The sequence below is a fragment of the Streptomyces sp. NPDC056128 genome, assembly GCF_042263835.1.
Lineage (GTDB): Bacteria > Actinomycetota > Actinomycetes > Streptomycetales > Streptomycetaceae > Streptomyces.
The window spans coordinates 566,262-585,303 of sequence record NZ_JBHJVQ010000002.1 but is presented as its reverse complement, the minus strand read 5'-3'; the positions used below and the strand labels follow the sequence as shown (position 1 = coordinate 585,303).

The following is a 19,042-nucleotide window of genomic DNA, read 5'->3' as shown; positions in this document are numbered from 1 at the left end:
GTCAGATGTCGCGTCGCTCCCGCGGCTTGGTCGCCGGGCCCTCGATCACCTTGCCGTCCGTGTCGAAGCGGGAGCCGTGGCAGGGGCACTCCCAGGCGCGTTCGGCCGCGTTGAAGGCGACCAGACAGCCGAGGCGGGTACAGCGGGCCGAAGAGGCCTGCAGGGCGCCCGTCTCATCCCGGCAGCGGCCGGCGTCCACGCGCAGCGAGACGCTGCGGGCCCGTCGGCATCGACTGCGACCGGGAGACCTGCGACGGCTCCCCACGTCCAGGACCCTGGCCACGTAGGCGGGCGGCGTGCTGAGTCAGGGCGGGCAGCCTACGGTCTCCGCTCGGGCTCCTGCTTTTGAACGTTTCGAGACGTAGGCGGGCGTAGCCGTATGGGTCCTCCGGGGCGGCCGGCGGCCTTCGACCACGGGCGCTGTCGTCCCGGGCGGGGCAGACGCCTGATCTGCGCGCGAAGGGCGAACCAGGCTCTGCGCGAGCAGAAGCTCAGACGCCGACGAGCGGCCGATCCCGACGCCATCTCCACACCCACTTTCAGAGATCCTCAAGGACAGGACCGTACATGGCCCGGCCGGGAGGTGGTCGGCTGCCCGGCCGGGCACGGCGCGACCGCCGAGGCGGGGGCGGCACGAGCCGTTCCTTTCATGTTAGGCATCGAGGCCCCTGCTCGCCGCGGATGAGATGCGCCGCAGGGCGCACCCGCCAGCGCCGCCACGGGGCGAGAGCAGCGGAAGCAGGCGTGGACTCGAACTCTCCGCCCGCCTTCGTCGGTACGGGCTGGCGGAGGGCCAGATGGTGGATCGCGCGCCGTCCGGGCGCAATCGAACCCGGTTGATCGGCGTGTCGCTCGCCTTCACTGCCGTGCTGCTTTGGGTGCGGCAGGATGACAGCCACCCGTAGGTAACTTTGAGTATTGAGAGATGTGCAAGCTGTGACAGTCCTCGAACCGCAGGGTTCTGCGCCCGCAGATTCGCATTACGCAGACGAGCTCCCGCTCCGGCGCAAGAGCCCCGGCAAGGTCGTGGTCAGCTGGCTGACGACCACGGACCACAAGACGATCGGCACGCTGTATCTGGTGACGTCGTTCGTCTTCTTCCTCGTGGGCGGGGTGATGGCGCTGGTCATGCGCGCCGAGCTGGCCCGGCCGGGAATCCAGATCGTGTCGAACGAGCAGTACAACCAGGCGTTCACGATGCACGGCACGATCATGCTGCTGATGTTCGCGACGCCGCTGTTCTCGGGCTTCACGAACTGGATCATGCCGCTGCAGATCGGCGCGCCGGACGTGGCGTTCCCGCGGCTGAACATGTTCGCCTACTGGCTGTACCTGTTCGGCTCGACCATCGCGGTGGGCGGGTTCCTCACGCCGAACGGTGCCGCCGACTTCGGCTGGTTCGCCTACAGCCCCCTGTCGGACGCCATCCACTCGCCCGGTCTCGGCGGTGACCTGTGGGTCATGGGTCTGGCCTTTTCCGGCTTCGGTACCATCCTCGGCGCGGTCAACTTCATCACCACGATCATCTGCATGCGCGCGCCCGGCATGACGATGTTCCGGATGCCGATCTTCACGTGGAACGTGCTGCTGACCGCGGTGCTGGTCCTGCTGGCCTTCCCGGTCCTCGCCGGTGCGCTCCTCGCGCTGATGGCGGACCGTAAGTTCGGTGCGCACATCTTCGATGCCGGAAACGGCGGGGCGCTGCTGTGGCAGCACCTGTTCTGGTTCTTCGGGCATCCCGAGGTGTACATCATCGCGCTGCCGTTCTTCGGCATCGTCAGCGAGGTCATCCCGGTCTTCTCCCGCAAGCCGATCTTCGGTTACACGGGTCTGATCGCGGCGACGATCGCGATCGCGGGCCTGTCGGTGACGGTGTGGGCGCACCACATGTACGTGACGGGCGGCGTGCTGTTGCCGTTCTTCTCCTTCATGACCTTCCTGATCGCGGTCCCGACGGGTGTGAAGTTCTTCAACTGGATCGGCACCATGTGGAAGGGCTCGCTCTCGTTCGAGACGCCGATGCTGTGGTCGGCAGGCTTCCTGGTCACGTTTCTGTTCGGTGGTCTGACCGGTGTCGTCCTGGCCTCGCCGCCGCTGGACTTCCATGTCTCGGACTCGTACTTCGTGGTGGCGCACTTCCACTATGTGGTGTTCGGCACGGTGGTGTTCGCGATGTTCGCGGGCTTCCACTTCTGGTGGCCGAAGTTCACCGGCAAGCTGCTGGACGAGCGCCTGGGCAAGATCACGTTCTGGACGCTCTTCGTCGGCTTCCACGGCACGTTCCTGGTCCAGCACTGGCTGGGCGCCGAGGGCATGCCGCGCCGGTACGCCGACTACCTGGCGGCCGACGGGTTCACCGCCCTGAACACGATCTCGACGATCAGCTCGTTCCTGCTCGGCGCCTCCATGCTCCCCTTCCTGTACAACATCTGGAAGACCGCCAAGTACGGCAAGCCGGTCGGCGTCGACGACCCGTGGGGCTACGGCCGTTCGCTGGAGTGGGCGACCTCCTGCCCGCCCCCGCGGCACAACTTCCTCACCCTCCCCCGCGTGCGCACCGAGTCACCCGCCTTCGACCTGCACCACCCGGACGTCAGCCAGCTGGACCAGTGGGAGAACGTCGCCCGCTATCACGGGGAAACGGCGGCCGAACGCGGAGAAGCGCGGCCGTGACAGCGAGACAGCGCCGCCAGGGCTCGCCGGACGGTGAGGGCGCCGTGCTGGCCAACGAAGCGGAGGGGTACCTGCTCGCGCAGGCCGAGCTGGAACGAGCGCGGAGTGAGGCGGCGGTCCTCTGCTGCCGTCTGCCCTGGCTCACCACCGGCCAGGCCGAGGACCTCACCCGGCACTACGTGCAGCAGCGCCTGGGCCTCACAAGGCAGGCACTGCAGGTGACAGCCGACCGGGCCAAGCGCCTGCGGGGCGAGTACGAGAACCGCTACCAGCACCTGCGCCACGCGCTCCTCAAAGCGCACGCCGTCTGCGCCTGCCTGCTGGTGGCCGGCTGCTCACTGGCCTGCCTAATGAACCGCTGACAGGTCGACCACCACCGCACCACTGAGCAGGAGCCCGCGGGGATCGCCTTCGGCTGGCGTCAGGAAGTGGGCGGAGACGTGCCGGCGGCCGAGGCTGCTCGGTGGCGTGGCAATGCGCTGGTGAGGCGAGGTGTTGACGGTGTCCGTGTCCTGGGCGTGCAAAGAGCCGTTGGGACAGGTGACGCGGGCGCGAGCGGATTGCCGCACGGGGATTCGTGCCGGTCGACGGTCCCGGGCACCATGCCCGGCTCCCGGGGCCTCAGGTGCCCTTGGGCACCTGGTGGCGGCTCCGCAGCCCCCTCGCGGCGGAGCCGCCGTTCTTGTGCGCTATGGCCACGGCAGTTCGGGGCGGGCGGATGACCACCGCGTATCCAGAGCGCGTGTCACCGTCAGCGTCGCACCAGTCGGCGCAGGGCAAGGCGGGCCAGCGGCGCATAGGCAGCCAGCACCGGCGTGGGGCCATGCATGACGAGGCTGGCACGACTTCCGCCGCCATGGGCCTGTACACCGTGGTGCAGCGTTACCCATACCGGCCCCATACGCACCTGCCATGTCCAGACGCGCTGCTCGTGATCGACCATTTGAACCTGAAACGGCACAGCCACATGTGCGACCGACTCGACGGTACCTCGGAGTCCGGTGACTAGGCTCCGGCCGTCCGCGTGCACGCGCTTGATGTGCGGCGCCCAGGACGCCCACTCGTCTATACCGGCGTAACGGGCCCACGCTGTGTCTGGCGCGCATGGTCCGGATACATGAATAGTCAAGCTGCCCATGGCTGAGGTGTACCCCCGCCGCCCTGCTGCGTTGCCTGAACTGTGGCAGCCCACACCGGAGGCGGTTTCCGTCAGTCTCGACGGCGAACGGAGGCTCTGCTCCCCGGAGCGTGGTGACGCGGATTAGCAGTGACGTGATCTGGAAAGGGCCCCTGCGCCGGTGAGGGCCCTGCCATGCTGCCGGACCGAAGCGGCTCGCCCCACTTGGTGTGAGGGGACGCGGGCATCTGGTGCCGGGGCACGGCCACCACCCAGGCCCTCCGCGTGCGTCCGGCGCCAACCTCGCGGTGAGCTACGCGCTGACCGGGGGGTGGTTCTGGTGCAGGTATTCCAGTGCGTCCAGGACGATGGTGCGCCGATACCACGAACACCAGGCGGCCGTCTCGTTCGCCAGCGTGTTGAGCAGCTGCTGCTGACCGGCAGTCAGCCGCACAGCCGGCGTCTTCCAGTGCAGAGACAGGACACCGGTGCAATGCCGGTCGGCGGTGACCAGGGGAACGCTGGTGAGGGTGCGGGTGTGGGCGGTGAGCAGGGCGCGGCCAATTGCATGGTTCGCGAGACTGGCATCCGCTGCGACGTCGTCAACCGTTATCGGGGCCAGGCGCTGTTGGGCTTGGGCGCACACTGCCGGGGGGCCGGTGACGAGGGCGGTCTGGTCGCGGTAGGCGGCGTCCAGGTTGTGGTGCTGTTCGAGGAGCAGGGCGTTGCCGTGGGCGGGGTCGGTCAGGTGGATTTCGGCGGCGTCTGCGTCCGAGAGGGCGACGGCCTCGGTGAGGATGGCCGTGAGGACCCGGCTGCGGTCCTTGGCGTTGACGTCCCGGTCGCGCAGGAACAGGGCGTCCGGGTGCGGGGCGTGACCGCGCCGTCCCGGGAACCACGCGGCGTCGGCCATCGGTGGGGGCGCGGCGACCGCGGCGGAGGCAAGGACCCGCACGGGCACGTTCAGGTGCTGGGAGGCTGCACGGAGCATGTCGAAGGCGGCCGCGGGGCCGGGCAGGCCGTAGCGGGCGATCAGGATGCCCTGGGCGATGCTGATCAAGGCGCTGCTGCGGGCTTTGGCCCGCATGCCGAATATCTCGCTCTGCAGATCATCTTCCTTCGTCTCGGCGGCAGGGCGCAACTCGTCTTCCGCCGGCATGCCCGGGCCTGTGCTGAGGGATGGTGGAAGCGGAGCCAGGGCCGTCAGGGCGTCGGCAAGCGTGTCGCGGAGGCGGACCCCGGCGAGTGGGCAGCGCTCTAGGACTTCTCGCACCGCGGGCGCAGCGGCTACCACCAGAACGGGCGTCTTGGTGAGGTGAGCTGTGGCCTGCTGCAGGGTGCGGCGGGCCGCGGCGCTGACCGTGGGCACGGCTGCCAGATCGAGGATCAGCCGCTGACCCTTCCGAGCCGCTTCCCGCACGTGCCGGCCCAGTGCCCGTTCCAGCCTCGGGCAGGCTTCGGCGTTCAAGGAGCCGGTCAGACAGACGACCCGCGCCCAGTCATTCGCCGACAGGACGGTGACAGGTTCGCGGCTGGTCATATCCCCTCGCAGACGGATCGATGCACGCTGGGCACCGGTCGGCCCGTGGGGCGACCGGGGCGGCTGCTGCCTCACCGCTCACACCCACCCTGAACCCTCAGCCACGAAAAGGGCAAGGAGAAGACTCATTGGGGCGCCGGATGAGCGGGCGGCCTGCCCGCGGCCTCACCGGGACCGAGCCGCCGTCCTCGTTCTGCTCGTACCGCCAGCCGTGCTCCGGCAACCGACCCGCCCGAACAGAATGCGATCAGTCCTTCGCTGTCGGCCCGTCATCGGGCCCGGTGGACCTGGCGCGGTGGCTGGTGTCGCACCAGGGGAAGCGCCGGCTGCGCCGGCAGGTGCACAGCGCGACCCGGAAGCGGTCGGAGAACACCGTCGTCCCGTCCTCCAGTTCCACCTCCACCGGGCCCTCCACCAGGAGCGGCCCCCGCCGCTGTACTTTGACCCGGCGAGCGGCACCGGGCGTACGGGCCTCGTCAGACGGGGAGTTCGGCACGGACGACCACCAACTCCTCCTCGTTCTCGGCCAGGGACAGCAGCCCGCGCTGCCGCAGCCAGCGCTCCCGGCCGCGCACCACCGGACCGAACGCGATCCGCCGCCGCCGGACCACCGAGGCCTTCAGCCCCGCCTCGCGCAGCAGGGCGACGGTGCGGCCGGGGTCGCTGAGCCCCGACTGCACGAGCAGCAGCACTCCGCCCGGGCGCAGCAGGGCGGGCGCCTCGCGGCAGATCCGGTCCAGCACCAGCCTCCCGTCGTGGCCCGCGTCCCAGGCCCGGGCCGCGCCGCGCGGGCGACGCCCACCGCCCGGCGCCGGCACGTACGGCGGATTGGCCAGCACGAGATCGAACGACGCGCCGCGCACCGGGGTGAAGAGATTGCCGTGCAGGACCCGGATCCGCAGCCCCGCACGGACGGCGTTGAGCCGCGCGGCCCACACCGCGCGCCACGACACGTCCACCGCGGTCACCCGCCCGCCCCGCACCGCCGCGGCCAGCGCGAGGGCACCGGTGCCGGTCCCGACGTCGAGCACCGCCGCGCCCGGGGACAGCGACTCACCGGACAGCGCCCCGGCGAGCAGGGCGGTGTCCTCCTGGGGGGCGTACACGCCCGGCAGCACCAAGAAATGCACCGACCCCAGGTACCCCTCCCATCACCACTCAAAGGCAATCCCGCGACACTCCCGACCGGATCGGACAACGAGGGGCGCACGACCGCGGGTACCGGCTGCGATGCTTCACCGAGGACCAGGAGCTGGCAGCGGAGGCAGCTGGCCGGCCACTGAGCGGCTAGGTCGGTCCCCACCCACATATCGACCCGATTCGCCCGGCCGACGACCGGGCCGTTGCCAGCGGCCCGGAGGCGCACTCCACGTTGTCTTGCGAGGCGTGCAGCGGGTACCCGCACAACAGTGCCTCACTTCCGTGATGGACTGCTCACAGCCCGCGCTGACGCGCACGAGCAGGCAGACGACCGACGAGGAGCGGGTAGGCCGGCCCTGACCGGCTCCGGTACCGGGCAGATGAGGCAAGATCGGTACAGGGCACGGCGTCGGAGGCGACCGCTCGGAGGTGATGGCGGTGAGCGAGGGCAGAGAGCCCGGCGGCGATGACGCCGACGAGGAGACCCAGCAGCGCGCCCAGATCGCCCGCGAGCTCATCGTCAGCGTCCGCGGACTGCCCTCCTCCGACGTCCCGCACGCGCTGTGCCGCGCGTGCGCGGCACTCCTGCCGGAAGCCTCGGGCCTGTCGGTGTCCGTGCGAGGCGATGACACCGACGTCGGGGTGCTGCTCTTCGCGAGCGACGACGTCGCCTCCTACCTGGCGGACATCCAGTACACCCTCGGTGAGGGCCCGTGCACGGAGGCCGTGCGACTGGTGGCGCCGGTCTTCGCCACAGACCTGACCCGCGCCCCGGACGCCCGGCGCTGGCCCCTGTTCTCCCTGCAGGCGGCCAGGGCGGGAGCGGAGGCCGTGTTCTCTCTGCCGCTGACCGGGGCCGGCCGGGCGCTGGGCACCCTGGACCTGTACCAGGAGACCGCAGGCCCGATGAGCAGCGCACGAGTGCGGACCGCGCTGCTGGTCGCCGACGCCCTGACGCTCGCCGTCGCCGCCCTCGTCCACGCTTCTGCCGATCGGGAAGGCGTCGTAACGTGGTTGGAGGGCGCCGAGTCGGACCGCGAGGAGATCTACCAGGCAACCGGGATGATCATGGTGCAGGTGGGCGTCAGTGCCGAAGAAGCTCTCATTCGGCTGCGCGCCCGGGCCTACGCACTGGGCCGCACCTCGAGTCAGGTCGCACGGCAGATCGTGGACCGGACGATGGACATGCGCAATGACTGAACGGTGCTGCACCGCAACGACGCCGCCGGGGAGGCGAGCATGAACCGCGAACGCGAGCTGGCGAGGGCGTTCGTCGATCTGTCGGACACCTACGCGCCGCACTTCGACCCGCTGCACCTCTTTCACCGCCTGGTCCACGCCTGCAAGGAGCTGCTCCGGGTCGACGCGGCGGCCGTGATGATCGCCGACGCACGCGGCAGTCTGAAGACGATGGCGTCCACCGACGGCGGCGCCGCCTTCGTCGAGCTGCTGCAGAGCCAGACCGGACACGGTCCCTGCATGGACTGCTACCGCACCGGCGAAGCGGGCGGCTATCCCGACATCAACGCCGAACGGCAGCGCTGGCCACGCCTGGTCACGGCCATGACCGGCAACGGATACGTCGCCCTGCAGACCATCCCGGTGCGCTTTCACGAACGCCCGCTGGGCGCCCTCACCCTCTTGAGCATCAGGCCCGGACGCCTTCCCGAGGACGACGTGCACCTGGCGCAGTCGCTGGCGGACTCCTCAGCCGTGGCCCTGATGCACTGGTCCACCGAGCCCGCCCGCAGCGACGACGTCATCACCCGCGTGCAGAGCGCCATCGCCGCCAAGGCCACCCTGGAAATCGCCAAGGGCATGATCGCCGAATACGCGGGCCTGGCCGTCGGCGAAGCCGGACACCTGCTCACCGACTACGCCGCCCAGCACCGGGTCAGCCTCGCCCGCACCGCCGACGCCCTGCTCACCCGCGACATCGAACCGGCCGTCATCCTCGCCATACGCACCTGACGCCGTCGCACCGCCCGGCAACGGGCCCCTCCCCTACCCGGGCGGGCCTGATGCGCTGCGTGTTCCAGAGCGGCAGGCCGTTCGTGGTCGGTACGCGCGGCTGTGTCAGGTGCCACTCCTGCGCGGGCCCGGCGCCTATGGCGTGAGGCAGGCCACGGTCCGGGCCCCCAGCCGGTTGTCCAAGTCGGCGCCGAGGGCGATCGCGGCGCGCACTTGGGGTTGGCCAACGCTACGGCTGCCGCTGGAAGCACAGCCCGTCTACCCCGGCCAGCCAGGCTGGCTGAAGTCTGCCGCGCAGGCGGAAGACGGGATTGTAACCCCGGCGGCTGATGTGGCAGATGAGCGGATGGTTCTGGCTGATGTGCTGGCGGCTGCGGAGGATGCCGCGCCGGTGGCATCCGTCGATGTCGTCGCGGAGAATGAGCGCGACCGGTACGGCGCATGCTGCGTGTCGTTCCTGTGCGTCGACCTCGTCGGCCAGCGCCTGAGACGTGTGTTTAGACCGGGCCTTTCGGAGCCAACTGGACAAAGACTGGAAGCCGGGTTCGGACCTCGTGATCGGAAGCCAGTTGTCCCGAGTGGGTGCGACATGCCGCTTTTGGCGTAACAGGCGCGATGGGCTGGTCGGCCCCGTCAGGCTGTGCGGATTGATCACGGTCGTGTCGGGAGTCCGTGTGTACAAATCGCGTGAGTGGACGGTTGAGCGGATCCGTCGTGACCGCCGGTTGCATCCGGGGGTGTCGGGGCGTGCGTTGGCTCTGCGGTACACGGTGAGCCGCAATGCCGTGGCCGAGGCGTTGAAGGCGCCGGCGCCCTGGCGGAGGAAGAAGCCGCCGCCGGCGCCTCGCGATCGTGCTGGAGGCGACGCAGGGCCGTCGGTACCTGGGGGGGGACCGTGCCCGTGGAGAAGCCGCCCGGCGAGGAAGCGGAACTCGACGTCGTGGATGTGTGGCTGGACGTGGCGGGGCAGCGCGTGAGTGTGTGCGGCTCGTTGCCGGCCGGCCTCGGGAAGTCGGTGCGCTACATCACGACCGCGGCATTGGTGAACGAATTCGCGGAGGACAAGGCGGGCAAGCTTCTGACATCGGTCATCGCGCGTTACAGCAAGGGCGATCTGTTGTGTCTAATTGAGTTCGGCTCCCTGAATCTGGACGAAATGGGTGCCGGGCTGCTGATCCAGATTTGTACAGAACGTGAGGAGCACAAGGCCACAGCGGTGTCTTCCCACGCCCCGGTCGGGAGTAGGGCAAGACCTTCACCGACCCCCCTGTGCTCGGCCGTCGCCGTTCGCCTCACATTCAAGTTCACGCTTCTGCAGACCGGCACCGCCTCTCACCGGCCCAACGCCACCGAAGCCGAACACCGAGCCGCCTGGTGAACACCCCACCCCGCACGGCCTGCCAGAACACCGAAGGACGAGGAGGCCATGCCCGATGGCAGAAGATGAGCCAGAGTCGCACCGCGTTGACGAGGACCGGTCGGAGGGCTTCGGGGAGCGCCTGCTGGGTGTGCTGCTGGACCGCGCCCACGAGATGCCCCCACAGCTAATCGCCCCGCTGATCGCGGAAGAGGTAGCCACCATCGGAGGACGCGACGTATCCATCCTTCTGCAGGACTACGAACAACTGCTCCTGGTGCCCCTCCCCGGCAAGCGCCTGGCCGTCGGCGATCCCGAACCGATGGATGACTCCCCGGCAGGCGAGGCCTTCCTGAGCGCCAGGACCGTGGAGGTGCCGCAGGAGCAAGGCGTGCGGATGTATCTGCCGCTACTGGACGGCAGCGACCAGGTCGGGGTCATGGTCGTGACCCTCGATGACGTCGACGAGGACGACCGGCGGCTGCTGCGCCGCCTCGCCGGTCTGGTCGCCGACATGATTGTCACCAAAGACGCCTACACCGACCAGTTCTTCGTGGCTCGTCGCCGCGCCATCATGGATGTGGCCGCCGAGATCCAGTGGTCACTGCTGCCCCCGTTGTCGATGATCGTTCCACAGGTCGAGGTGGCCGGGATTCTGGAGCCCGCCTACGAGGTGGCCGGCGACAGTTTCGACTACGCCCTCAATGACGACATCCTCCACATCGGCATGATCGACGCCATGGGGCACGGCCTGAACGCCGCGACCATGGCGACCGTCGCCGTCGGCGCCTACCGTCACGCCCGCCGCGCCGATATCGAACTCCCTCAGATGTATGCGTTCATGGACCAGGCCATCGGCGACCAGTTCGGTCCCGACCACTTCGTCACCGCCCAGATGATGTGCCTGAACATCGCGACGGGCCAACTGCAATGGGTCAACGCCGGTCACCCCCCGCCGATGCTGATCCGCGACCGCACTGTGGTGGACCGACTGGAAAGCCCCACCACCCTGCCCGTCGGTTTCGGCGGTGAGCAGCCGCACGTCAGCACCCGGATACTGCAACGCGGAGACCGGGTTCTGTGCTTCACCGACGGGCTGATCGAGGAACACCATCCCGGTGGGGAAGAGTTCGGCGAGGAAAAACTCATCGAGTGGACCAACCGCACACTGCGCGACTACACCAAGGTGCGGGCCGTGGTCAGAAGGCTCTCCCACACCTTGAAACGCGAAAGGGGCGGCGTCACCAGCGACGACGCGACTATCCTCCTCATCGAATGGCGCGGTGGGAAAGCCGACCACCTCGCCAGCCTCGAATGAGCTGTCAGCCTCCCCGACGGCTCACCGCGGCCAGCAACACCACGTATGCCGCAGCATCCCCAAGGCCAGGCACCGTGCCGGGCACTCGCGAGCCGCGCCTCTCAGGGACACGGCGGGGACCCGGAGCGTCAGCACAAGCAACCTCCGAAAGGGAGTACAACCGACTGACCAGGTGGTAGCCAGCACACGCTTCCGCGACGTCGGTGTCCTGCGACGATGGCCGCCTAGACCGGCAGATCGGTCGGATTGGCCCTCTTGCCCACGGCAGCGGGACATCCGCAGCCTGCTAGGCGGAGGGCATCCGAGGGACCGTACGGCGTGTGCAGGGGGTCCGGCCGGACTCGACCGCGTGCGGTAGTGCACAGTCGGCTGTGACCTCGCGAGAGTAGGAGTAGCCGAGTGACGACAGCAACGGACGACACCACCGGTGAGCTGCTCGCCGAGTCGCTGCTGCAGGACATCGGCGATGACCGCATGCGTGCGGCCACCCGACTGCTGGGCGTGCACGGCAACGGGTACTGGCTGCGACGCTTCACCGAGGACCAGGAACTGTCCGAGGCGGCTGACCAGCCGCTGATCGACCGCAGCGGCACCCATCCGCAAATCGACTGGGACTCGGTCGGCTTCCTCCTGACGGCCCTCGACGCACCGTCGACCCACTCGTCGGCGAGCGAGGTCGCCGTGCTCCAGTTCGCCGCCTCGCTCATGGGCCGGTGCAACATCCAGCTGCAGCACATCATCGACGCGCTCGACCACGCGGAGCTTCAGCGGGCCGCGCACGCCCTGCACGAGGCTGCGGCTGCCGACAGCGACCGCGGCTAGCTCGACACCATCGCACTGGGTCGCTCAACTGCCGTTGGGCGAGGGTCCGGCCAAGGCTTCCCGGCCTCTGTCCGCCCCGGCGAGGAATTCACCGCCCGGTGCTGATCGCTTGAACGTCACATGGCCTGGTGACCGGCGTCGTCGCCGCCCGGGTCGTCGGCAAGCACGACAGCCGCGATGATCCGCTTGCCGACCGGTTCACGGTGCACGCAGAACGTCTTGCACACCGCCATCACGAGTTCCAAACCGTGCTGACCGATCCGGCTAGGGTCCGGGGCCAGCACCGACGGCAGGGTGGTCCCGCTGTCCCACACGCTCACCTGCACGGCGCCGTCGATGACCTCCAGATCCAGCAGACACGGCCCCGGCGCGTACTTGCGGGCATTGGTCACCAGCTCGCTCACCACCAACCGCACCATGCCCATCGCCCCTACAGAGACCGGCAGCCCATGATCAGCCTGCAGCGACGCGAGGAACTCGCGAGCCATCGCGCGAGCCTCCGCAATCCCCGCACTGCCCTCGAATGCGGCACCGACCGCCATCCGGACAAGTGACCCCGGGCCCTCATTTTGCGCAGCAGGGTCCATGAATCCGCCTCACTTCCGAAGCGCCATTACGTGACATCCAAATTTCCCCGAAACTTCAGCACATAACGCACGAGCTCTGCGCACGATGCCCAGGCAGCCCCACCCTTCCGGTGCCTGCGTCAGCGAATCAGGCACCGAACAGCGGCCACACGTCCGGGGACAGGTCCCCTCGCACACGGTGAAGGCGCACGGGGTGGCGCCGTCGACCGGCGGCATTACGGACGACGTCCACGCCGACCTCCACCACGAGCTGCGGGCTCACGAGCTCGACGTCCAGGACGTTGCGGCTCCCCCACCCGCGGTGAACGTCCGTCCTGCCCACGGGTGCGCCCGTCTCCTGAGTACGAGCTTCCGCGAGGACGGGCGCCACCGTGCGAGCAAGTGGTGTGGCGCGGTCGGCGTAGCGCAGCGCGCCCGTGTGGTCGTACCAGTCGAGCAGCAGGGTATGCGGCGCCGCGGGCAAGCCGGTGACCGCGCCGACGATGGCGTCAGCGATGAGACGGACCTTGTACTTGCCCCATGCCCTGGCGCCTGGTCAGGGCGCGCACGTGGTCGGGTGCCCCCCAGCGGCTGACGGCGGCGAAAGCGGGTTGGTAGAAGGTGGCTGCCATCGCGAGTCCGGCCGGCGCCCAACCGGCGTAGAGAGCTGGCAGGTTCGGGGCTGTGGCCATGATCAGCAGGCTGACCACGCCGAGCACGGAGCCGATGGTCATGACGGCGCGGGGGCCGCGTCGGTCGGGGATGCGTCCGACGCCGATCCCGGCGAGGACGGGGATGACGAGAGCAAGGGAGAACGCTGCGGTGGTGGCCCCGGCCGGCCAGCCGGTGGTGGGTTGAGGACAGGGAAGGCGTAGGAGACGATGCCCCAGCTCACGATCTGCGTGGCGCAGAGGGCGGGCAGGGCGGCGCGGGGCCGCGGCAGATCCCCTGTTCCGGTCGCAGCCCCGCTGCCTCAGGTACTGAGGTCGGTCACGAGCCGCAGCAGCCGCCCGCCGGGGCCTGCTCGGCAGCCGCCCCGACCGTGGCGGAGGCGCCGAGCTGGACGAGCTGCGGGGTGGGCGCGCAGCAGCCGCCGCCGGCCTCATGGGCGTCGGGGGTGTCGAAGAGGCCGGCGCCGCCGCAGACTCCGCTCTCGGGCAGGGTGAGTTCGACCCGGTCGGCGGACTCGACGTCACCGGCGATCGCGGCGGCGACGGAGCGGACCTGCTCGTAACCGGTCATCGCGAGGAAGGTCGGGGCGCGGCCGTAGGACTTCATGCCGACCAGATACACGCCCTGCTCGGGGTGGGAGAGCTCGCGGTGGCCGTGCGGGTAGACGGTGCCGCAGGAGTGCTGGTTGGGGTCGATCAGCGGAGCCAGCGCGACCGGCGCCTGGAGTCGCTCGTCCAGGCCCAGGCGCAGCTCGTCGAGGAAGGACAGGTCGGGGCGGAAGCCGGTCAGGGTGATGACCTCGTCGACCGGGTCGAGACGGCGGCCGTCCTCACCGACCAGGATCAGGCGACCCTCGGTGTCGCGCTCGATCGCCTCGGTGCGGAAGCCGGTGACCGCGTCCGCGTGGCCCTCGTCGACGGCGGCCTTCGCCGCCAGGCCCAGGGCGCCGCGTGCCGGGAGCTGGTCGGCCTCTCCGCCCCCGAAGGTGGAGCCCGAGATGCCCCGGCGCAGGATCCACACGCCCTTCGTTCCCGTGCCGTCCTTGGACTTGGCGAGGTCGGCCAGGTAGGCGAGCGCGGTGAAGGCGGAGGCGCCGGAGCCGGTCACGGCGATGCGCTTCCCGGCGTACCGGGCGCGGACGGCGGGGTTCTTCAGGTCCGGGACGCGATAGGTGATCCGGTCCGCGGCGGCTTTCTCGCCGAGCGCGGGCAGTCCGCTGCCGCCGGCCGGGGACGGGGTGGTCCAGGTGCCGGAGGCGTCGATGACGGCGTTGGCGAAGAGGCGCTCCTCGCGCCCGTCGGCGTGAGCGATGTGCGCGACGAAGGGCCGCTGCTCGCGGTCGGCGTCCACGATGCGGTCCCGGCCGGTGCGGGAGACGCCGGTGACGGTCGCGTTGTAGCGGACGCGGTCGCCGAGGACGGCGGCGAGGGGCTGCAGGTACAGCTCGGCCCAGTCGCCGCCGGAGGGGTAGGTCGCCGGGTCGGGCCGTGTCCAGCCGGTGGGGGCGAGGAGCTTCTCGGCGGCCGGGTCGACGACCTCGCCCCATGTGGAGAACAGGCGTACGTGCGCCCACTCGCGCACCGCGGCGCCGGCCCTCTGGCCGGCTTCCAGGACCAGGGGCTCGATGCCCTGGTCGATGAGGTGGGCGGCGGCGGCCAGACCGGCGGGTCCGGCCCCGATCACGACGACGGGCAGCTCGGTGGTGGCGGGCGCGTTCACGGCGACTCCTTGCATGTTTCGACATCCGTCGATGGCTTGCGCGGCCCAGCATGACACCTGTATTGATGAGCGTCAACATAGACATTCATCGAAACAAGGAGGCTTCTCCTGATGGAGCACATCGACGTCGCCGTGATCGGCGGTGGACAGTCCGGCCTCGCCACCGCCGACGCACTGCTGCGCCGCGGGCTGCGGCCGTTGGTGCTGGAGGCATCCGACCGGGCAGTCGGGTCGTGGCCGCACTACTACGACAGCCTCACGCTGTTCTCACCAGCCCGATACAGCTCCCTGCCCGGAATGCCGTTCCCCGGCGCCGACCGTGACCGCTATCCGCACCGCGACGAGGTCGTCGCCTACCTCACCGCCTACGCCGACCACCTGGACGCCGACATCCGCACCGGCTGCCGCGTCAGCGCGGTCCGCCGTACCGGCGAAGGCTTCGCAGTGGAGCTGGAGGGCGGGGGCCGGCTGTCCGCGCGGGCCGTCGTGGCGGCATCCGGGACGTTCGGACACCCGCACAGGCCGGCGCTGCCGGGCCTGGAGGAGTTCACCGGGCAGGTGCTTCATGCTGCCGACTACCGCGGCCCAGCCCGGTTCAACGGCCGCCGCGTGGTCGTGGTCGGTGCAGGCAACTCCGCGGTGCAGATCGCCGCCGAGCTCGCCTACACCGCACGCGTCAGGCTCGCCACTCGCGGGCCGGTGAAGTTCGCCGCGCAGCGCGTTCTCGGCCGCGACCTGCACTTCTGGCTGGCCCGCACCGGCCTGGACGCCGCGCCCCTCGGCCGGCTCCTGCCGCGCCCGCCGGCGCAGCCGGTCCTCGACGACGGCCACTACCGGGCGGCCCTGGCCGCTGGCCAGCCAGACCGGCGACCGATGTTCACCGGCGCGGATGGGGCCAAGCTTGTCTGGCCGGACGGGCGACGGGAGGAGGCCGACGCGATCGTGCTCGCCACCGGCTACCACCCCGACCTGCCCTACCTCGCCCCTCTCCACGACGCCCTGGCCCCCGACGGGAACCCCCGGCACCGCGAGGGCCTGGCCATCAGCGTGCCGGGGTTGGCGTTCGTCGGGCTTGAGTGGCAGCGCAGCCTGTCCTCGAACTCCCTGCGCGGCGTGGGCCGGGACGCGGATCAGATCGCCCGGCGCCTGGCCGCCTACCTCGCACTCCGGTGACAGCCCTCGCCTCGCTGGTTCGACATGTGTCAACATAGACGCATGTCGAATGCAAAGGTGCTGCCGCTGCTCGAAGCCGCCGAGGCCCAGCGTGTGGCGCCGTGCTGCCCGCCGCTGACCGAGCGCCCGATGACCGCCGAGGAGGCCGAGACAGCCGCGCGGATGTTCAAGGCGCTCGGTGACCCGGTCCGGTTGCGGCTGTTCTCCGCCGTGGCCTCGCACGAGGGCGGTGAGGCGTGCGTGTGCGACATCTCCGACGTCGGCGTCTCCCAGCCCACCGTGTCCCACCACCTGAAGAAACTGAAGGAAGCCGGCCTGCTCACCTCCGAGCGGCGCGGCACCTGGGTGTACTACCGCGTCGAGCCGTCTGTGCTCGCCGCGATGGGCAAGCTGCTGACGACACCGGCCGCCGCCTGACGAGCGGGCAGACGGGGGAAGTGGCGAGCGCGGAGCACATTGAGCGGGCCGCCCGCAGTCCAGGGATCACCTGATCGTCACAGGAGCTGTGCGACCGCGCGGGCGGCGTCACGCGCCGGGCGGCCAACGCCGATGAGAGTGGCGGAAGCCGGGCCGGTCCAGTCGCCGTAGCCGAGCAGATGCAGCCGCGGCTCGCCGAGGGCGCACGTGCCGTCGACGGGGATGTGACCGCGCGGGCCGCGCAGATTCAGCGGGGCTAGGTGGGCCAGTGCCGGGCGGAAGCCGGTGCACCATATGACCGCGTCCGCAGCGGTGTAGCTGCCGTCGTCCCACCGGACGCCGTCGGCGGTGAGCCGGGCGAACATCGGCATCGCGGTCAAGAGGCCGGCGTCGCGGGCGGCACGGACGGGCGGCACGGCGACGATGTCGCCGAGCGAGGCGACGCCGCCGGTGTCGCTGCGGCCGGCGTCAAGGGCGCGACGGCGGGCGGTGGCGACGTCGAACAGGGCCCGGCCATCAATGTCGTCGGCGAGGAAGCGCGGCGGGCGCTGGGTCACCCAGGTCACCTCGACACGGCTGTCCAAGGCGAGGTCGGCGGCGATCTGGGCGCCGGAGTTGCCGCCGCCGATGACAAGGACGTGCTGGCCTGTGAAAGCGACCGGAGAGCGGTAGTTCACCGTGTGCAGCTGTCGTCCAGTGAACACCTCACGACCGGGGACGGCGGGGAGGAAGGGCCGCGACCAGCTGCCGGTGGCGCTGATGACCGCGCGCGCCCGCCAGGTGCCGGTGTCCGCCTCGACCAAGAGCCGATCGCCGTCGCGGCGTACGGCATCGACGCGGGTGCCGTGCTGAGCGGGCAGGTCGTAGCGCTTTCCGTAGTCGGTGAGGTAACCGACCACGTGCCCGGCGTCCGGGTAGGTCTCACCTGCCTGGGCGGGCATGAGCCGGCCGGGCAGCGATGAGTGCTCGGCTGGAGAGAACAGGTGCAGGGAGTCCCACATGTGCTGCCAGGACCCGCCCGGTGCCGGGTCGGCGTCCAGGATCACGAAGTCCAGGTTCTGGCGGCGCAGGTGGTAGCCGACGGCGAGCCCCGCTTGGCCGCCGCCGACCACCACCACATCCGTGTACTGAGTCACGGGGCCGTGATGACAGCGTCGGCAGCGAACCTCCGTCGCCAGGCAAGGGCGACGTAGACCAGGCCGATCAGCACCGGGACCTCGATGAGCGGTCCGACGACGCCGGAGAGGGCCTGTCCGGAGGTGACGCCGAAGGTGGCGATGGCGACCGCGATGGCCAGCTCGAAGTTGTTGCCCGCAGCCGTGAAGGCGAGGGTCGTAGTGCGGTCGTAGGCCAGGCCCAGGCTCTTGCCGAGGAGGAAGGTGCCGAAGAACATGACCGCGAAGTAGACCAATAGCGGCAGCGCGATCCGGGCTACGTCCAGCGGCTGCGAGGTGATCGTCTTCCCCTGGAGGGCGAAGAGGACGACGATCGTGAACAGCAGCCCGTACAGCGCCCAAGGACCGATCTTCGGCAGGAACTTCGCCTCGTAGCCGGTGCGGCCCAGCTTCTGCTCGCCGATGCGGCGGGTGAGGAAGCCGGCCAGCAGCGGGATACCGAGGAAGACGATGACGTTCAGCGCGATGTGCCACACGGACACGTCCAGGCCCTGGCCGTCGCCGAGGTTCATCCAGCGCGGCAGCAGGTCGAGGTAGAACCAGCCCAGCAGGCCGAACGCAAGGACCTGGAACACCGAGTTCAGTGCGACGAGGACGGCTGCGGCTTCGCGGTCGCCGCAGGCGAGGTCGTTCCAGATGATGACCATGGCGATGCAACGGGCGAGACCGACGATGATCAGGCCGGAACGGTATTCGGGCAGGTCCGGCAGGAAGATCCAGGCCAGGGCGAACATCACCGCCGGGCCGACGATCCAGTTGATGACCAGCGAGGAAACCAGCAGCTTACGGTCGCTGGTGACGCGGTCGAGCCGGTCATAGCGGACCTTGGCGAGGACCGGGTACATCATGACGAGCAGGCCGACGGCGATGGGCAGGGAGATCCCACCGATCTCGATCTTCGCGAGCGCGTCGTTCATGCCAGGGATGATCCGGCCCAGGCCCAGACCGACACCCATGGCGAGCAGGATCCACACGGCGAGGTAGCGGTCGAGGGTGGAGAGCTTCCTGACGATCGAGTCGTCGCCGGCCGAGTCGGTGCTCTGGGTGCGGGCGGTGGTGGGCTCGGTGGAGGTCACGGGCAGGCCCTCTTGTTCTCGGCAGCGGTGCGGGCGGAGTCGGCCAGCTCGGCGAACTGCTCGGAGAGCCCGGCCAGGACCTCGGGCTTGAGCTTGTAGTAGATGAAGCGGCCGCACGGCTCGGTCTCCACGATCCCGGTCTCGCGCAGCACCTTCATGTGGTTGGACAAGTTGGTCTGCTTGGCTCCGGTCTCCTCGACCAGGTGCGTCGTGCAGAGCGTCTCGCGCGCCAGCAGGGTCACGATCTTAAGGCGGAGTGGATCGCCCAGCACCCGAATCACATCAGGATCGACTGAAGTCAGCATG

Annotated in this window: 19 protein-coding genes and 2 pseudogenes; 9 read left to right on the top strand and 12 right to left on the bottom strand. The window is 69.8% G+C overall.

Going from position 1 to position 19,042, the window contains the following annotated elements; all coding sequences use genetic code 11:
- Position 1 precedes the first annotated feature (1 nt).
- Positions 2-181: pseudogene (locus tag ACFC1X_RS06565) on the bottom strand (Rieske 2Fe-2S domain-containing protein); the annotation flags it as partial.
- 755 nt (positions 182-936) lie between these two features.
- On the opposite strand from ACFC1X_RS06565, the gene ctaD reads away from it, so the two are divergent.
- Positions 937-2,673 (top strand): cytochrome c oxidase subunit I, encoded by a 1,737-nt coding sequence (gene ctaD / locus ACFC1X_RS06560; RefSeq protein ID WP_376349320.1) that lies wholly within the window; start codon positions 937-939, stop codon positions 2,671-2,673.
- The gene (locus tag ACFC1X_RS06555) at positions 2,670-3,035 is read left to right on the top strand and encodes a hypothetical protein (RefSeq protein WP_376349318.1); all 366 of its coding nucleotides are present in this window, start codon (positions 2,670-2,672) and stop codon (positions 3,033-3,035) included. Before ctaD ends, ACFC1X_RS06555 begins: the two co-directional genes overlap by 4 nt.
- A 389-nt stretch (positions 3,036-3,424) precedes the next feature.
- On the opposite strand, the gene ACFC1X_RS06550 is transcribed toward ACFC1X_RS06555, so the two are convergent.
- The 4 genes from ACFC1X_RS06550 to ACFC1X_RS06535 all read right to left on the bottom strand — a co-directional run bounded on the left by ACFC1X_RS06550 (position 3,425) and on the right by ACFC1X_RS06535 (position 6,469).
- On the bottom strand, positions 3,425-3,811 hold the full coding sequence (locus ACFC1X_RS06550) for an SRPBCC family protein (protein WP_376349316.1): 387 nt from the start codon (positions 3,809-3,811) through the stop codon (positions 3,425-3,427).
- Positions 3,812-4,103: 292 nt separating this feature from the next.
- Positions 4,104-5,330: an ANTAR domain-containing protein gene (locus ACFC1X_RS06545; RefSeq protein WP_376349314.1), complete on the bottom strand. Its 1,227-nt coding sequence runs from the start codon at positions 5,328-5,330 to the stop codon at positions 4,104-4,106.
- A gap of 247 nt (positions 5,331-5,577) precedes the next feature.
- On the bottom strand, positions 5,578-5,826 hold the full coding sequence (locus tag ACFC1X_RS06540; RefSeq protein ID WP_376349312.1) for a CDGSH iron-sulfur domain-containing protein: 249 nt from the start codon (positions 5,824-5,826) through the stop codon (positions 5,578-5,580).
- Positions 5,807-6,469 (bottom strand): HemK2/MTQ2 family protein methyltransferase, encoded by a 663-nt coding sequence (locus ACFC1X_RS06535; RefSeq protein WP_376349787.1) that lies wholly within the window; start codon positions 6,467-6,469, stop codon positions 5,807-5,809. The genes ACFC1X_RS06540 and ACFC1X_RS06535 overlap by 20 nt, the downstream gene beginning before the upstream one ends.
- 439 nt (positions 6,470-6,908) lie before the next feature.
- Between ACFC1X_RS06535 and ACFC1X_RS06530 the strand changes: the two genes are divergently transcribed.
- The 5 genes from ACFC1X_RS06530 (at position 6,909) to ACFC1X_RS06510 (ending at position 11,938) form a co-directional block, all read left to right on the top strand.
- Positions 6,909-7,670 carry a GAF and ANTAR domain-containing protein gene (locus ACFC1X_RS06530; protein WP_376349310.1) on the top strand — a complete coding sequence of 254 codons (762 nt, stop codon included), beginning with the start codon at positions 6,909-6,911 and terminating at the stop codon, positions 7,668-7,670.
- Positions 7,671-7,709: 39 nt separating this feature from the next.
- Positions 7,710-8,441: a GAF and ANTAR domain-containing protein gene (locus ACFC1X_RS06525; RefSeq protein ID WP_376349308.1), complete on the top strand. Its 732-nt coding sequence runs from the start codon at positions 7,710-7,712 to the stop codon at positions 8,439-8,441.
- 901 nt (positions 8,442-9,342) lie between these two features.
- Entirely contained in the window at positions 9,343-9,819 is a 477-nt protein-coding gene (locus tag ACFC1X_RS06520; RefSeq protein WP_376349306.1) for an ATP-binding protein, read from the top strand.
- Positions 9,820-9,874: 55 nt separating this feature from the next.
- Positions 9,875-11,116, top strand: a complete 1,242-nt coding sequence (locus tag ACFC1X_RS06515; RefSeq protein WP_376349304.1) for a PP2C family protein-serine/threonine phosphatase — start codon at positions 9,875-9,877, stop codon at positions 11,114-11,116.
- 399 nt (positions 11,117-11,515) lie between these two features.
- A complete protein-coding gene (locus ACFC1X_RS06510) occupies positions 11,516-11,938 on the top strand; it encodes a hypothetical protein (RefSeq protein WP_376349302.1) in 423 nt (140 codons plus the stop codon).
- A gap of 116 nt (positions 11,939-12,054) precedes the next feature.
- Here the strand turns inward: ACFC1X_RS06510 and ACFC1X_RS06505 are convergent, their stop codons facing one another.
- The 4 genes and pseudogenes from ACFC1X_RS06505 to ACFC1X_RS06490 form a co-directional block, all read right to left on the bottom strand.
- Positions 12,055-12,426 (bottom strand): ATP-binding protein, encoded by a 372-nt coding sequence (locus tag ACFC1X_RS06505; RefSeq protein ID WP_376349299.1) that lies wholly within the window; start codon positions 12,424-12,426, stop codon positions 12,055-12,057.
- A gap of 226 nt (positions 12,427-12,652) precedes the next feature.
- Positions 12,653-12,988 carry a hypothetical protein gene (locus ACFC1X_RS06500; protein WP_376349298.1) on the bottom strand — a complete coding sequence of 112 codons (336 nt, stop codon included), beginning with the start codon at positions 12,986-12,988 and terminating at the stop codon, positions 12,653-12,655.
- A gap of 70 nt (positions 12,989-13,058) precedes the next feature.
- Positions 13,059-13,447, bottom strand: a pseudogene (locus ACFC1X_RS06495) (MFS transporter); the annotation flags it as partial.
- Between the two features lie 47 nt (positions 13,448-13,494).
- The gene (locus ACFC1X_RS06490) at positions 13,495-14,895 is read right to left on the bottom strand and encodes an NAD(P)-binding domain-containing protein (RefSeq protein WP_376349297.1); all 1,401 of its coding nucleotides are present in this window, start codon (positions 14,893-14,895) and stop codon (positions 13,495-13,497) included.
- A 111-nt stretch (positions 14,896-15,006) separates the two neighbouring features.
- On the opposite strand from ACFC1X_RS06490, the gene ACFC1X_RS06485 reads away from it, so the two are divergent.
- Both ACFC1X_RS06485 and ACFC1X_RS06480 read left to right on the top strand, forming a co-directional pair.
- On the top strand, positions 15,007-16,068 hold the full coding sequence (locus ACFC1X_RS06485) for a flavin-containing monooxygenase (protein WP_376349295.1): 1,062 nt from the start codon (positions 15,007-15,009) through the stop codon (positions 16,066-16,068).
- Between the two features lie 42 nt (positions 16,069-16,110).
- Positions 16,111-16,485, top strand: coding sequence for an ArsR/SmtB family transcription factor (locus ACFC1X_RS06480; protein ID WP_376349293.1), 375 nt, complete (start codon positions 16,111-16,113; stop codon positions 16,483-16,485).
- Positions 16,486-16,562: 77 nt separating this feature from the next.
- On the opposite strand, the gene ACFC1X_RS06475 is transcribed toward ACFC1X_RS06480, so the two are convergent.
- The 3 genes from ACFC1X_RS06475 to ACFC1X_RS06465 are packed head-to-tail and all read right to left on the bottom strand — an operon-like array spanning position 16,563 to position 19,041.
- Complete coding sequence (locus ACFC1X_RS06475) at positions 16,563-17,621, bottom strand: ArsO family NAD(P)H-dependent flavin-containing monooxygenase (protein WP_376349291.1); 1,059 nt, start codon at positions 17,619-17,621, stop codon at positions 16,563-16,565.
- Positions 17,618-18,736 carry an ACR3 family arsenite efflux transporter gene (gene arsB / locus ACFC1X_RS06470; RefSeq protein WP_376349289.1) on the bottom strand — a complete coding sequence of 373 codons (1,119 nt, stop codon included), beginning with the start codon at positions 18,734-18,736 and terminating at the stop codon, positions 17,618-17,620. Before arsB ends, ACFC1X_RS06475 begins: the two co-directional genes overlap by 4 nt.
- Positions 18,733-19,041 (bottom strand): ArsR/SmtB family transcription factor, encoded by a 309-nt coding sequence (locus ACFC1X_RS06465; protein ID WP_376349287.1) that lies wholly within the window; start codon positions 19,039-19,041, stop codon positions 18,733-18,735. Before ACFC1X_RS06465 ends, arsB begins: the two co-directional genes overlap by 4 nt.
- Between the last annotated feature and the right edge of the window lies 1 nt (position 19,042).

Bases quoted from the DNA above. Each gene is read 5' to 3' on its own strand.
- ACFC1X_RS06465 (WP_376349287.1), bottom strand. From the start codon at position 19,041: ATGCTGACTTCAGTCGATCCTGATGTGATTCGGGTGCTGGGCGATCCA.
- ACFC1X_RS06515 (WP_376349304.1), top strand. From the start codon at position 9,875: ATGGCAGAAGATGAGCCAGAGTCGCACCGCGTTGACGAGGACCGGTCG.
- ACFC1X_RS06525 (WP_376349308.1), top strand. From the start codon at position 7,710: ATGAACCGCGAACGCGAGCTGGCGAGGGCGTTCGTCGATCTGTCGGAC.
- ACFC1X_RS06505 (WP_376349299.1), bottom strand. From the start codon at position 12,426: ATGGCTCGCGAGTTCCTCGCGTCGCTGCAGGCTGATCATGGGCTGCCG.
- ACFC1X_RS06550 (WP_376349316.1), bottom strand. From the start codon at position 3,811: ATGGGCAGCTTGACTATTCATGTATCCGGACCATGCGCGCCAGACACA.
- ACFC1X_RS06480 (WP_376349293.1), top strand. From the start codon at position 16,111: ATGTCGAATGCAAAGGTGCTGCCGCTGCTCGAAGCCGCCGAGGCCCAG.
- ACFC1X_RS06545 (WP_376349314.1), bottom strand. From the start codon at position 5,330: ATGACCAGCCGCGAACCTGTCACCGTCCTGTCGGCGAATGACTGGGCG.
- ACFC1X_RS06485 (WP_376349295.1), top strand. From the start codon at position 15,007: ATGGAGCACATCGACGTCGCCGTGATCGGCGGTGGACAGTCCGGCCTC.